This window comes from Maridesulfovibrio salexigens DSM 2638, assembly GCF_000023445.1.
GTDB lineage: Bacteria > Desulfobacterota > Desulfovibrionia > Desulfovibrionales > Desulfovibrionaceae > Maridesulfovibrio > Maridesulfovibrio salexigens.
Genome location: NC_012881.1, coordinates 1,792,745 through 1,805,756 on the forward strand (window position 1 = coordinate 1,792,745; position 13,012 = coordinate 1,805,756).

Below are 13,012 nucleotides of genomic sequence, written 5' to 3' on the forward strand. Positions count from 1 at the left end.
CTTTGTTTTATTATTTAAGGAGAAAGTTTTGAATACTAAGATGATCGGTGCAATCAGTGTGGTTGCAGGGACCTCTATCGGCGCAGGTATGCTTGGACTGCCCATTACGCTAGGAAATTTAGGATTTGCAACCGGGGCAAGCGCGCTTGTCTTCATGTGGATTGTGGCTGCTTATTCTGCATTGATGCTGCTTGAAATCAACCTTGAGTTTGGGCAGGGGGTTAATTTTAACTACATGACGGGGAAGATTCTCGGTCGCACCGGGCAGTTGATCGGTACCGGAAGTGTTTTCTTCCTATTATATTGCTTGATTGTTGCTTACCTGAGTGGTCTCGGGGGACTTGTCTCCAATGCAACAGGACTTGACCCCCGCACGGGCACCGTAATCCTTACAGCTATAAGTGTAGTTATTCTCGTAGCCGGAACCCATTTTGTGGTGCAGGCAAATAAATTCTTATTCATCGCCATGCTGGTGGCAATGCTGGCGAGCTTCATAGTTCTGGGCGGACATGTAGATACAAGTTACCTGACGCAGGGTAATCCGACTCCCGCAGCTTTGTTTGTTACTCTCCCCGTACTGATCACTTCATTCGGGTATCATGTCTGTATTCCAAGTATTGTGACGTATATAGGTGAGGACAAAAAGAGTCTCATCCGTATTATGCTTATTGGTGGAGCTCTGCCCAGCCTTTGCTATCTTCTCTGGCTCTTTCTCTCGCTCAGCAGCACTACTCCTGAGCAATTAGCGTCAATGAACAATGTAGACGCATTAGTGGAATTGATCAGTGGAGGAATCGGCTGGGTTAAAACTATTGTTTCTATTTTTGCGGCTCTTGCTCTGGTGACTTCTTTCTTTGGGGTTTCATTGAGTCTTTTTGATCTGGTCGCTGAGACTTTTAAGCGCAAAGACACCAACATGGGCCGAACAGGAACCGGGCTTATAGTTTTTGTGCCACCGCTTATAGCCTCTTTGATGGCTCCGGACGGTTTCATTGCCGCTCTTGCTCATGCCGGGGCTGCTTTTACTGTTATCGCTGTTCTGCTGCCTTGTATTATGATCTGGAAAATGCGCGCAGCAGGACTAAATCAGAAATTCAGGGCCTTTGGAGGGCGACCGGCCATTGTCGCCAGCTTCTTGTGCGGGGTGGCAATTATCCTCGCAAATTACGTGCACGCATAAAAATAAGGGGCCCTTTTGAGGCCCCTTTTTTTGATATTTAATATCTGAATATCCAAGGAAGGATCAGTACCGAGAATCCGGTCCAGATTGAGTAGCAGGGTAGATATCGGGCAAGCCCGGATTCTACGTCATCCAGAGTACCTTTGCCTGAGTGGTAGCGCAGGTATCCTGATCCCATAACGGCAAGGTTTCCGAATACCACCAGATTTGAGCCGAGCACGCTTAAGCGGTTTGCCGTCAGTCCGAATTCAATAATACGCCAGCCGATGGCGCAGATTCCTACAAGGTCAAGAATTACCGTTGCTACAACCATTAGACTGATAACCCAAGTTGCGAGTTTTCCGGATTCTTTCTCTCCACGTCCTGTCAGGGTGAATATGGCTGTAGCCAGCACGGTTAATAACAGGATGTTGTAGGTGAGCAGAGTGGAGCGGTCCTGAAAAAGTTCATTTGTATTCCAGGCCATCGCTCCCATGTACCCTAAAATGAGCACCAGCAATAATGGTGAAAATATCCGGGCCAGCAGGGGGACTAATTTTCGGGCCGCTGAATATGTATCCGTTGCCCATGCCGCTACCAGCGGGATCGAAGCCAATCCGTAAATTGCCATATCTTCAATTATCCAGCTGCTGTTTATATGCAGTATGTCCAAAAGACCAAAAGTGAGCAGAAGCAGTATCCCGCCACCCAGAAAGAAGAGTCCGGCATGAATTATCCATTCACCGCTGAAACGCAGGAACTCGATACGTTGTTCTGTAGAACGCCAGTTTTGGCTGATGCGGCTGAATCCATAAAAAGACCATAGTAGAAATGGTAGATTTAAGCAGGCTAATTCAAAAGTATCGTTCCATTTCACGGGTAGAAAATGCATGACCAGACCGATAACAGCACTGATTCCAAGCCCTACTATAGTGCTCTTTCGGGGCCAGCCGCGCATGTGCATGGAATAAATAAACATGGCTGTCAGCGGAATGAGTGAGCTCATCCAGCCTAATATTTCGTAGTTATCCAGATTAGCCCAATCCGGTAATTTCAATATGGTCCCGGCCAGAAAGCAAAGAAGCAGCATTGCCGCAAGATCAATGGCGGAGAGGGTAGCCGAATTCGGCGCGGCATATTCCAGTCGAGCCTGCCATGCCCTAAACAGAATTGAATCCTTTTGATTAGAAAATGCTTTTTGATAGTTCTTTTTAAAGTTTCTGGGGTTACTTCGATAGATTTTTTCGAGTTCTTCAGGTTTATTTATGGCGTTGTTGATTTTTGAATTGATGCCCATAGTTTCCCCTTTGCAGTGGATGCGGGTTTGGATCAGTGATGATTTTGATTAAAACTATTCTTAAGATGAAGATCTAGTCAATATTTGTTCTGTGAATGTATTTTTAATTTGTTGTGTGTTTTGATTTTGTATAATTTGGGTATATATACAATTTTAATGTAGTAGATTAATTTTATGATGATGTATTTATGTATTAAAGTGTTGTTTAGGTGCAGTTTTGCAACAATTTTGTTAAATATGCCAAAAAAGATATAATAAAAAGTTATGTGCTTCGGGGGATATAATTTAAAATCTTTGACAAGAGTGCGTGCAGGTATATAATCGGGGCACTTATTAACACAACGGATTTATTTAAGAACGAAGGTTGATTATTACTAATTTTCAAAATTTATAGGTGGTTATCATGCCCAGAATCCTAAGAATCAATACCCGCACTAAAGAGTTCAAATTTGAAGAACTTGGTGATTACGCTGGTCTCGGTGGACGCGCCCTGACCTCCAGAGTCGTAAACACAGAAGTTCCCGGCGATTGTCATCCTCTTTCCGCAGAGAACAAGCTCGTATGGGCTGCCGGTATCCTCGCTGGTTCCGGTGCTGCCAACTCCGGCAGACTCTCCTGTGGTGCAAAGTCTCCTCTGACTGGCGGTATCAAGGAAAGTAACTCCGGTGGACAGTTCGCACAGGTTCTGCCCCGCCTCGATATTCAAGCAATTATTTTCGAAGATAAGCCCGAAATGGATGCTCCTTTCTCTATCGTAGAGATTTACGCTGACCGCGTAGAATTCAAGGATGCTACCCCCATCGTGGGCAAAGACAACTATCCTGCACACGAAGAGCTCAAAAAGATTTACGGCGACAAGGCCGTTACCGCTCTGGCCGGTCCTGCCGGTGAGCAGTGCCTTGCTGCATCCACCATCCAGTTTTCCGATCCGCACCTGAATCCTGCCCGTTCCGCAGGTCGTGGCGGCATGGGCGCGGTTATGGGTTCCAAAAAGGTCAAGGCTGTTGTTCTTGATCCCGAAGCTAAAGGCCGTATTAAGCCCGTTAATGAAGAAGCTTTCAAGGTTGCCCGTAAACGCTGGCTTGAAATCCTCATGGGTCACCCCGTAACCAGCGAAGGTCTGCCCGCATTCGGTACCGCTATCCTCGTTAACATTATTAACGAAGCTGGCGCACTGCCCACCAAGAACTTCCGTTACGGTCGTTTTGATGATGTTGCTGATATCTCCGGTGAAAAAATCGCTGAAGTTATCGAATCCCGCGGCGGTAAAACCAAAGAAGGTTGTCATACCGGTTGTGTTATCCAGTGCTCCCAGCGCTACAATGACAAAGACGGTAATTACCTGACTTCCGGTTTTGAGTACGAAACCGTTTGGGGTTTCGGTGCAAACTGCCTGATTAACGACATCGACGATATCGCTACTATGGACCGTATCTGTGATGAAAAAGGTATCGACACCATCGAAATGGGTTGTACCATGGCAGTTGCAATGGACGGTGGCGTTCTTGAATGGGGTGATAGCAAAGCCGGTATCGAACTGCTCCAGAAAATCGGTTCTTCCGATGCTATGGGCCGCATCATCGGTAACGGTGCAGACTTCGCAGGTCAGGCTTTCGGCGTAGACCGTATCCCCACTGTTAAAGGTCAGGGTCTGCCCGCATATGATCCCCGCTCCGTAAAGGGTGTCGGCGTTACTTACGCTACCACTCCCATGGGTGGTGACCACACTGCCGGTTACGCAGTTGCAACCAACATCCTCAAGGTTGGTGGTGATGTTGATCCTCTTTCCAAGGAAGGCCAGATCGAACTTTCCAAGAACCTCCAGATTGCTACCGCAACTATCGATGGCCTCGGCCTCTGCCTGTTCGTAGCATTCGCAGTTCTGGATACTGAAGATGCAGTTCAGTGCATGTGTGACCTTGTTGCCGCAACACACGGTATCGAATTCACCGCTGATGACTTCATCGCACTCGGCGTGAATACCCTTAAGGATGAACTCGAGTTCAACCGCAAGGCCGGTTTCACCAAGAGCGATGATCAGCTGCCCCGTTTCTTCAGCGAAGAAAAGCTTGAGCCCCATGACACTGTCTGGGAATACACTGTTGAAGAACTTCAGGCTGCTAAAGTCTAAAGCTGCTTAAAATAAAATGAGTTAAGCCCGGTTGAGAATTTCTCAGCCGGGCTTAATTTTTATGTGTTCTTGATTACGTGCACCGATACCGGGGACTTTTTGATTACTTGCTCTGCAACACTTCCTATTACATCGGGAGCGGAGTTATTCTTCTCACGTCCAAGTCCGTGGCTGGATATGACGATCAGGTCGGCATTTTCTTTTTCAGCTTGTTCAATGATGTTAGTAACCGGATCACCAAGAGTGAGCCTGATTTCAATCAGCGGGCAGCTTCTCAGCTCTTCATCACATAGTTTATTCAGGGTCTTGCGGGCTTTTTCTACTTCCCAGTCACGGAAGTCATTCAAGCGGTCCTGGTCAGGGTAGTTTCCGTAAGCGGGAAAGTAGGAGCAGAGATCAATGGCGGAATAAAGGACAACAACTTTGGAGTTGTGGAGCTTTGACAGGGAAACTACTTCATCTATTGATTCCCGTGAATAGCGCGACAGGTCCGTCGGCCACAGGATAGTTTTTACTGACATATGTACCTCCATTTTTGAAATGGAATTGTTATCTACTCATAATATAAGTTCTGGATGGAAAAATAAAAGGGCCGTGAAATAATACTAATTTCACGGCCCTTTTTATTGGTTTCGCAGGAATGTGTTTTTTACATCATCATATAATATTTACGCAGCATTTCCAGAGGGTAGGGAGAATCCCAATGGTTGGTGAACTTGGCAGCGGCGTAATATACCAGCAGGATCACCAATGATCCGGCAGCGATTACATACCACGGCAGTTTCACTCTGCTTAAGCGGTCTGTGACGTTCAGGCAGCCGTCTACCGGGCATGCGTTGATGCATTGTGTGCATCCTACACACTCCGGTGAGTTGATGGTTTGTTTGCGGTCTACTTCGATTCCGCCGGGGCAGGCCTTGTTGCATTTGCCACAGCTGATGCATTTGTCTTCTTCTCGTTTGATGGCAATGGGGGATACCTTGGCGAGGATGCCCAGCAGTGCTCCGTAAGGGCAGAGGAAGCGGCACCAGAAGTAAGGAATGAAGATACCCAGCGCTAATATTGTCCCGACAACCAGTGCTGCTGTAATGCTCATGTCAGTGAAGAAGAGCATCATTTTTGCTTCAGCCGTGAAATTGTACGGTGAACGGATAAAAGCTTGCAGTTCGCGACCGCCCATCTTGAAGACGGTTATTACAAAGAAGGCTAGGGCTATGTATTTGGGGATCAGCATCCCGAATTCAATCTTACCTTTGACTGTGACGGTCTTACCTATTTTGCGGCCAATTTTGTTGAGCAGATTGTGGATGAATCCTACCGGACAGAGATAGCCACAGAATCCTTTGCGCATGATCAAACTCATGACCAGAACCGCAATGAAAATGGTCAGTCCTGCGGGATGGACTTCATCGAATATGCCCTTGGTAAAGAGCTGTTTCAGGGAAAGCAGGGAGCTGATAGGCAGAAAGCCTTCAACTGCTCCGGGCTTGGTCACGGCAACATCTGAATTGCCGATCATCCATTGGTAGAAAAGATAAAAGCGGTATCCCACCCAGATGCAGAACAGAGTCATGGCACACTGAATGGAATCCCGCAGCAGTTCAGGGGATATTTTTTTCATTTTTCCTTTGCCGGGAAGATTAATCTTCCTGATGGTCTTTCAGGTCGTTGTATACATAGTCCCTGAGAGCCTGCACCCACGGGCGCGGTGTTTTCCCGGTTACCTCTGTAAATTTGGAGGTGTCGAGAACTGAGTAGGGCGGTCGGGTGGCCTTGGTGGGGTAGGCGGAAGTGGGGACCGGGTCGACCCGGCAATTAATGGCACAGCTGTCGATGGCCTCGGTGGCCAGCTCACACCAGCTTGCCTTGCCGGAGTTGACTACATTGAAAATTCCTTTGGCTTCATGTTTGAGCAATTCAATGGAGTAGTCAGCTAGATCCGGAGTGTAGGTCGGAGATCCGGACTGATCATGCACAACTGTCAGACTCTCACGTTCCTTGGCGAAGCCTAGAATCTTGTGCACAAAGTTGGTTTTGTGCGGGCCGAACAGCCAAGCAGTTCGGATAATCAGGATCTCATCATAATTAAGTTCGTTTAGTCTTTCTTCCCCGGCAAGTTTGGTTTCACCATAAACAGATTGAGGGTTTGTTTTGTCCTCTTCGGAGTAGGGTGAATCCTTTTTACCGTCAAAAACGAAATCCGTGCTGTAGTGGATCAGTTTAATCTTGAATTGCTTGCAGAGCCTGCCCAGAGTGGCTGGCAGAGTGGTGTTCAGCAGGTGGGCTTTGTTCTCCTCGTCTTCAGCAAGGTCGACCATAGTGTAGGCAACGGTATTGAAGATAAAGTCCGGTTCTTCCCTTTCCAGCATTGCGGTCAGGGATTCCTCATTCAGGGGATCAAAATCGGAGCGGGACAGGGGGATGGTAATGATATCCTGCGCCTGTAACTTTTCAGTAAGGCTCTGTCCTAGAAGTCCGGTTTTTCCGCCGAGGATTACGGCCTTTTTGCCTGCTAAATCAATCATTTTCGTTCTCCGTACCATTGGTCCATGAATTCGCGGTAAGCTCCGCTACGCACGTCTTCAAGCCATTGACCGTTGCTCTGGTACCATTCGATGGTTTTGCGTATTCCTTCATCAAAGGTAACTGCCGGAGCGAAACCAAGCTCTTTTTCTGCCAGTGAATAGTCCATGGCATACCGCATGTCGTGTCCGGGTCTGTCTTTGACGTAGGTTATGAGTGACTCATCTTTTCCGAGAATTGCCAAAAGCTCCTTGACCAGTTCAAGGTTGGTTTTCTCGGCAGCACCGCCGAAGTTGTAGGCTTTACCGGGCTGTCCTTTAAGCAGGGTCAGTTCCACCCCGGTGCAGTGGTCATCAACATAGATCCAGTCCCTTATATTAGATCCGTCCCCATAGATGGGCAGGCTTTCACCCGTAGTTGCTTTGATAAACATAAGCGGGATAAGTTTTTCCGGGAACTGGTATGGACCGTAGTTATTGGAGCAGCGGGTAATGGAAACAGGAAATTTGTATGTTTCGAAGTATGCCCGGGCCATGAGATCTGCCCCCGCTTTGGAAGCGGAATAGGGGCTGTTAGGCTCAAGTGGGTTTTCTTCGCTGAAGGCCGGATCATTGGGACCGAGGGTTCCGTAAACTTCGTCAGTGGAAACATGGACGAACTTTTCAATGCCTGCACTGCGGGCGCATTCCATCATGTTCTGCGCGCCAAGGGTGTTTGTGGTCAAAAATGGTGCGGGATCGTTGATGGACCTGTCGACGTGAGATTCTGCAGCAAAGTTGACCACTGCATCGATTTTATAATCGTGCAGTACGGAAGTAACGAACTCTTTATCGCAGATGTCACCATGAATGAATGTGTAGCCGGAGTTCTCATCCTGTTCCAGCTCAAGCAGGTTCTTGCGGTTCCCGGCGTAGGTCAGCTTATCAAGGTTGAACAGTTTCCAGTCAGGATGTCTTTCTTTCATCAGGTAAATGAAGTTGGTTCCGATAAAACCGCATCCGCCGGTAATAAGAAGTCGCATAGAGTCTCCGCTTATGGTTAAAATTCAAGGGCGAACATACCTGTTGCCGCAGTGTTATGCAAGAAAGTGCAGTGTGCAAATTGATGTGCAGTGACGGTATTTATTTAAAGGAAACTTCTGTCTCCAGACATGACAATGCCTGGTAAAGAATGATTCCCGCAGAGGTGGAAAGATTCAGGCTGCGTACATTGTCAGTGGTGGGAATGTTTACCGCGTGTTTGAATTCATCAAACATCCATTCGGGTAATCCCCGTGTTTCCGGGCCGAGCACGAGGTGGTCTCCGGGCAGAAATTTAAACTCGAAAAGATGGGTTCCCCTTTTGGCACTGGTTGTTACTAGTCTCTGGGGTTTTGCATTCTCTTTGTACTCCTGCCAGTTTTTCCAGACCGAAAGTTTTACCTTGGGCCAGTAGTCCAGCCCGGCTCGCTTGAGGTGTTTGTCGGAAATGGAAAATCCCAGCGGTTCGATGAGGTGAAGCTGGGTGTCTGTTCCGGCACAGAGTCTTGCAATGTTACCGGTATTGGGCGGAATTTCAGGTTCAAAGAGAACTATGCTGAAAGGATTTGTAAATTTTTCCTGTGTCATGGCTGGAATCGATAGCAGGAGAAGGGGCTTAGGGCAATCCCTGAAATAGGATTAAAAATCGGGCATAAAAAAATGTCCGGATCAATCGCGGGAGGGAGGCAGAATCGCTTTTGTGTATATTTCTTTTCTAAGCTGTTCGTTTCTACCGTTTCCTGCACTCGCCTATCAGTCCAGAACATTTTTCTAAAGATGGGGTGAAGAACGACTCTTATTTTTAATGGCTGTTGCCTGAAATTTTATTTTGTTTAGTCTGTTCTTTTTAGTCCGTCTTGATAATCTATCAGCAGTTTACGTGCCAGTTTTGATGAAAAGTGAGTAAATGCTTTGAATGGTGTGCCTTTTCAAAACAGGGTAGGAAAAGATTGCTTTTGATGTTGGCCTGTGTCGGAAAATAGACGGCTTTTTGGCTGTTCTGTTGGCGAAATTGTCAAACCTGAAATACAAAATTGTAGTCGAAAAAAAGGGACCGCGAGGGACTTTTTGCAAAATTTTCAAAATGTGATTTAGCGTCTCTAAGCGCTTTGAATTCAAAGGAATCATTGGGTATTACTATGTTCCAACGTCTATTAAAGTCCATCAATGTAACTGAGAAAAGTGGGACAGGAGTGGAACAAATATGGCCGCCAATAGATTTGAGGCAACAAAGTATACCGGTGTCCGATGCAGGAGTCATAAGACTCGCAAGCATGGAGTTCAATTCGATAAATATTATGTGATCCGTTACAAGGTCAATGGAAAGCTCAAGGAGGAAGGGCTTGGCTGGGCTTCGCAAGGATGGTCCCCGGCCAAAGCATACAAAATTCGCTCTGAGATCGTCACAAATATCAAGCTTGGAGTCGGGGCACAGTCTCTTAAAGATTTCAGAGAGGCAAAAACAGAGAAAGAGCGCGTAAAACGGGTTGAAATGCAGGCCCGGAAGACCTTTTCTGAAGCCGGTGGAGTTTTTATTGAAGAGTACTCCAAAAACAATAAGAAAAGTTGGAGGCACGACTGCACTCGCTTCAGGCTTCATCTTCAGCCGGTTATCGGACAGATTTATCTCGATGACCTGCGTCTTAAGCACATTGAAGAGCTTAAGAGTGTCGTTACGAAGAAGGGGCTTTCTAAGGGAACAATCAAGCATTGTCTCACGCTTGCCCGGCAAATTTGCTATTACGCTATCAAACGGGGCTGGCTTACCGGTGATAATCCCGTCAAGGGAATTAAGTTTCCTAAGCCCAACAACCGCAGGCTCCGTTACTGTTCTGTCGAAGAGGAATACGATTTCTTTGAGATGGCTGTGAACATGGGCTACAGCGAGTGCCATGATATTTGCCTGCTTAGTCTCTACACAGGCATGAGAATGGGGGAAATTTTTGCGCTTACCAGACAGGATATTGATCTGGTTGAGAACAGGATCATTATTAAAGGTCGATCCGGGGCGGACGACGGACCCAAGGCAGGCGGCAGCAGGGTTGCATATATCATCGAGAAGATTAGGCCGATGCTGGAGAACAGGCTTGCTCTGTTTCAGGGTCGAGAGGCTTTGATCTTTCCGAAACCTAACGGTGGAATACGCAAATGCATTGGGCCGGATTTTGCGACCCTGATGAAGCATCTTGGGTGGAATGATGGCGTCACTGATCGCCGTTTGCGTTTTTGTGCTCATTGCTTCCGTCATACCTTTGCTTCCCGTCTTATTGCTAAGGGTGCTCCGCTTACTGTTGTTAAAAAGATGCTGGGCCATTCCAATATTCAGACCACTATGCGCTACACCCACACTCAAGATGAGCAATGTCGTGATGCTGCGCAGTTGCTGCTCTAGACCAACGGGTTAGATTCTTCGATAAACCAGTCCACAAAATGTTCACGGGAGTAGAAGACCTTGCGCCCGCGCTTGAACCTTCCTTCCATCGGTCCTGCTCCCTGACAGTCCAGCATGCGCATGGTCTTTGCCTTGATGAGTCCGCCGGTATGCTTTTCAACTCCCTGCCTGCTGAGGATGGGAGGGAGTGTTTTGATCAGGTGATTTTTAAGTTCTTCTTTGGTCATGTACTTACTCCATCAATTAAGCTTGGGGGTGGTGCTTTGCTGTATTGTCGAGTCCGCAGATCAGTTCTTGAATGGCCGTCATAGCCTCCTGTCCTTCCTTGCGAATTAGTACCTTGTCCTCGTCATTTAACTCACCATCTTCGATTGCTTCACCATATACTGATATGAGGTCACCGAATTCTTTCACTGCCTTGACCAGTGTGGCGTTGGGGCAGTTCTCATCAGGTATCATTATAAATAGACCGCCCATTTCAGCTGCCAGCAAATGCATGGGGTAGTCCGAACCGCAGGCTTTCATTAAAGGGACAAGGAGTTCCGCTCCAAGCTTGTGGCTTGTATTCTCATAGTTCAGCTCATTGAGGAGGACATGGTGTTTCTTGCCCACTTTAGCGGCTACTGCCCGTGTTCCAATATCTGAATTGATAACCATCTTGCGAACTGTTTCTGTCAGCTTCATGAAATTACTCCTGAAAATTACACTGCGCTTAACGTGACCATGAACGTGAATAGACGTAATTTTTGGTTGGCTGATTCTATACTAAGCAGTTTTGCGTTTAGGGCCGGGTTTCTCTGCGCTGCGTGCAGGGAGTATGTCTTCGGGCATATCGTATTCGTCCCGTAAGATGTCTATATACTTCTGCGGACATTCGCCGCTGCGGATAATGCAGGAAACTCTAGAAGGAGTGAGTTCAAATCTTTCCGCAAGCACAACATTGGTTATCCCGTTCTTCTCCATCCACGCACGGCGCAGAAAGTGATCTGGAATAGATTCAGTAGTAAAGGGTTGCGCTGAGTCTTTAGTTTGGTTAATCATTTACGGAACCTCAATAAGTTGATGGTTATTTTTATTGAATATGTGTTGTTGAGTTAATGTTTAGTATAAATTTTTCTGCACAGTCAAGAAAAATTTATAAAAAGGGCGAAATGTTTAGCGGAACAGACATCTATAAAAGAATTGAGCAAGTTAAAAGCGAGCTGAATCTGTCAAATAAAGCTCTTGCCGAACAAGGCAAGACAACAGATCGGACTATTATTAACATTAAGTCTGGTAGCTCAACACCTAATGCGAAAATTTTATACCATTGGCGCGAAAATTTGGGTTTGAATATTAACTGGCTTCTCACTGGGGTTGGTGAAATGTTCTCTACAAATATACGTTCAGCAGAAGAGATGCTGCCTCCGTTAACTAAAAAACTAATGTCTGTAGAACAATCTATGGATAAAGCCGCTCAGCTTGCCAAGCTGGAGGCTATGAAAGCCGTCATTGAAGGTGATATTGAGGATGAAAAAAGTGTTCAGTCTGGAGACAGCGAACAAATCGCCAGTGGATAGAGCGTAATTCTGATTGGCCCACATTTATTAAAGGGATGTGGGTCAATTTTTTTAGCTAAAAATGATGTGATTTTGATAATTGTTTTTCGGCTTTGAGTTTTTGAATATCTTAGGGGTGGAGTCTTGTCGGATTTTTCAATTCTATTGCTGCTAGTGGTTCTAGCTGTTGCTTACCGTTTTCTAAAGCTCAAGAAAAAAGATTCTCAGGCTACGAAGAAGGTTGCGGAGAAAGAAGAGGTTTTCAATGAGAACCCAAATTCTGCAACGTTGCTGCGTTCAGAAGAATATATAGAGCGGATGCGTCGGTTTAATAATCGTTGCTACAAGAATCTTACCGGGCAGGACCGAATCAATCATTATGGAGAAGAGGGTGAGCTGCTCGTTCTTGGGCATTGTGAGCTGGTGGGTAAGTCCGCTGTATATAGTAACGTAGGTTTAGCTCATGAAGGCGAAAAGTGTGAACTGGATATTCTTGCACTCTGCAAATACGGGCTTGTCCATGTAGAAGTTAAGAACTTTTCCGGAAGCTATTGTCCGGCGGATGATTGTACCTGTTATCGTCCTGAAAAATGGCAGAAGGAATGGAAGGGTCAAACTAACGTTCTTAGGTCACCTGTTGTTCAGGCCGAAAGGTCCCGAGAAATCCTCGCTGATGCTTTGCCCTCCATTATTAATGAATCTCTCCCAATATTCTCTGTAATTGTTTTCACCAACGGAACCTTCAAACTCTCCAGAGTTGCTGAGGATCGTATAGTCATGTGTTCAGCAGAAACTTTTCAGGAAGTCTTTGATGAGTTCGTGAATGGTAGGAATCCTGAGTTTTCAGAGAAGATTGATCCGGTTGGTGCTGCAAAGTTTATGGCTAAACTTAAGGGCAATGATTTGTACCCGGCTTTTTATGCTCCAGAAACATTTAGGTGTTACAGGTAGAA

At 46.4% G+C, this 13,012-nt stretch carries 14 protein-coding genes; 5 read left to right on the forward strand and 9 right to left on the reverse strand.

Translation table 11 applies throughout. The features are described from left to right. The first annotated feature begins 28 nt into the window (after positions 1–28). Positions 29–1,180: an amino acid permease gene (locus tag DESAL_RS08210; RefSeq protein ID WP_015851517.1), complete on the forward strand. Its 1,152-nt coding sequence runs from the start codon at positions 29–31 to the stop codon at positions 1,178–1,180. A gap of 37 nt (positions 1,181–1,217) precedes the next feature. Here the strand turns inward: DESAL_RS08210 and DESAL_RS08215 are convergent, their stop codons facing one another. Next, positions 1,218–2,456, reverse strand: coding sequence for a hypothetical protein (locus tag DESAL_RS08215; protein ID WP_015851518.1), 1,239 nt, complete (start codon positions 2,454–2,456; stop codon positions 1,218–1,220). A gap of 403 nt (positions 2,457–2,859) precedes the next feature. Between DESAL_RS08215 and DESAL_RS08220 the strand changes: the two genes are divergently transcribed. Beyond that, positions 2,860–4,587 carry an aldehyde ferredoxin oxidoreductase family protein gene (locus DESAL_RS08220; RefSeq protein WP_015851519.1) on the forward strand — a complete coding sequence of 576 codons (1,728 nt, stop codon included), beginning with the start codon at positions 2,860–2,862 and terminating at the stop codon, positions 4,585–4,587. Between the two features lie 59 nt (positions 4,588–4,646). Here the strand turns inward: DESAL_RS08220 and DESAL_RS08225 are convergent, their stop codons facing one another. From DESAL_RS08225 to DESAL_RS08245, 5 genes are all read right to left on the reverse strand, one after another. Then, the gene (locus tag DESAL_RS08225; protein ID WP_015851520.1) at positions 4,647–5,108 is read right to left on the reverse strand and encodes a universal stress protein; all 462 of its coding nucleotides are present in this window, start codon (positions 5,106–5,108) and stop codon (positions 4,647–4,649) included. A 128-nt stretch (positions 5,109–5,236) separates the two neighbouring features. Beyond that, positions 5,237–6,208 carry a 4Fe-4S binding protein gene (locus DESAL_RS08230; RefSeq protein ID WP_015851521.1) on the reverse strand — a complete coding sequence of 324 codons (972 nt, stop codon included), beginning with the start codon at positions 6,206–6,208 and terminating at the stop codon, positions 5,237–5,239. A gap of 19 nt (positions 6,209–6,227) precedes the next feature. Beyond that, complete coding sequence (rfbD, locus tag DESAL_RS08235; protein WP_015851522.1) at positions 6,228–7,112, reverse strand: dTDP-4-dehydrorhamnose reductase; 885 nt, start codon at positions 7,110–7,112, stop codon at positions 6,228–6,230. Further along, the gene (rfbB, locus tag DESAL_RS08240; protein ID WP_015851523.1) at positions 7,109–8,131 is read right to left on the reverse strand and encodes a dTDP-glucose 4,6-dehydratase; all 1,023 of its coding nucleotides are present in this window, start codon (positions 8,129–8,131) and stop codon (positions 7,109–7,111) included. The genes rfbD and rfbB overlap by 4 nt, the downstream gene beginning before the upstream one ends. 100 nt (positions 8,132–8,231) lie before the next feature. Then, positions 8,232–8,717 carry a tRNA (cytidine(34)-2'-O)-methyltransferase gene (locus tag DESAL_RS08245; RefSeq protein ID WP_015851524.1) on the reverse strand — a complete coding sequence of 162 codons (486 nt, stop codon included), beginning with the start codon at positions 8,715–8,717 and terminating at the stop codon, positions 8,232–8,234. A gap of 616 nt (positions 8,718–9,333) precedes the next feature. Between DESAL_RS08245 and DESAL_RS08250 the strand changes: the two genes are divergently transcribed. Further along, positions 9,334–10,521: a tyrosine-type recombinase/integrase gene (locus DESAL_RS08250; RefSeq protein WP_015851525.1), complete on the forward strand. Its 1,188-nt coding sequence runs from the start codon at positions 9,334–9,336 to the stop codon at positions 10,519–10,521. Here DESAL_RS08250 and DESAL_RS08255 read toward each other — a convergent pair. From DESAL_RS08255 to DESAL_RS08265, 3 genes are all read right to left on the reverse strand, one after another. Continuing rightward, entirely contained in the window at positions 10,518–10,748 is a 231-nt protein-coding gene (locus DESAL_RS08255; RefSeq protein ID WP_015851526.1) for a hypothetical protein, read from the reverse strand. The genes DESAL_RS08250 and DESAL_RS08255 overlap by 4 nt on opposite strands. A gap of 16 nt (positions 10,749–10,764) precedes the next feature. Next, positions 10,765–11,205 (reverse strand): phage regulatory CII family protein, encoded by a 441-nt coding sequence (locus tag DESAL_RS08260; protein ID WP_015851527.1) that lies wholly within the window; start codon positions 11,203–11,205, stop codon positions 10,765–10,767. Positions 11,206–11,286: 81 nt separating this feature from the next. Beyond that, the gene (locus DESAL_RS08265) at positions 11,287–11,562 is read right to left on the reverse strand and encodes a hypothetical protein (protein ID WP_015851528.1); all 276 of its coding nucleotides are present in this window, start codon (positions 11,560–11,562) and stop codon (positions 11,287–11,289) included. 56 nt (positions 11,563–11,618) lie between these two features. On the opposite strand from DESAL_RS08265, the gene DESAL_RS19710 reads away from it, so the two are divergent. Continuing rightward, a complete protein-coding gene (locus DESAL_RS19710) occupies positions 11,619–12,080 on the forward strand; it encodes a helix-turn-helix domain-containing protein (RefSeq protein ID WP_049760012.1) in 462 nt (153 codons plus the stop codon). Positions 12,081–12,203: 123 nt separating this feature from the next. Next, on the forward strand, positions 12,204–13,010 hold the full coding sequence (locus tag DESAL_RS08275) for a nuclease-related domain-containing protein (protein ID WP_015851530.1): 807 nt from the start codon (positions 12,204–12,206) through the stop codon (positions 13,008–13,010). Positions 13,011–13,012 lie beyond the last annotated feature (2 nt).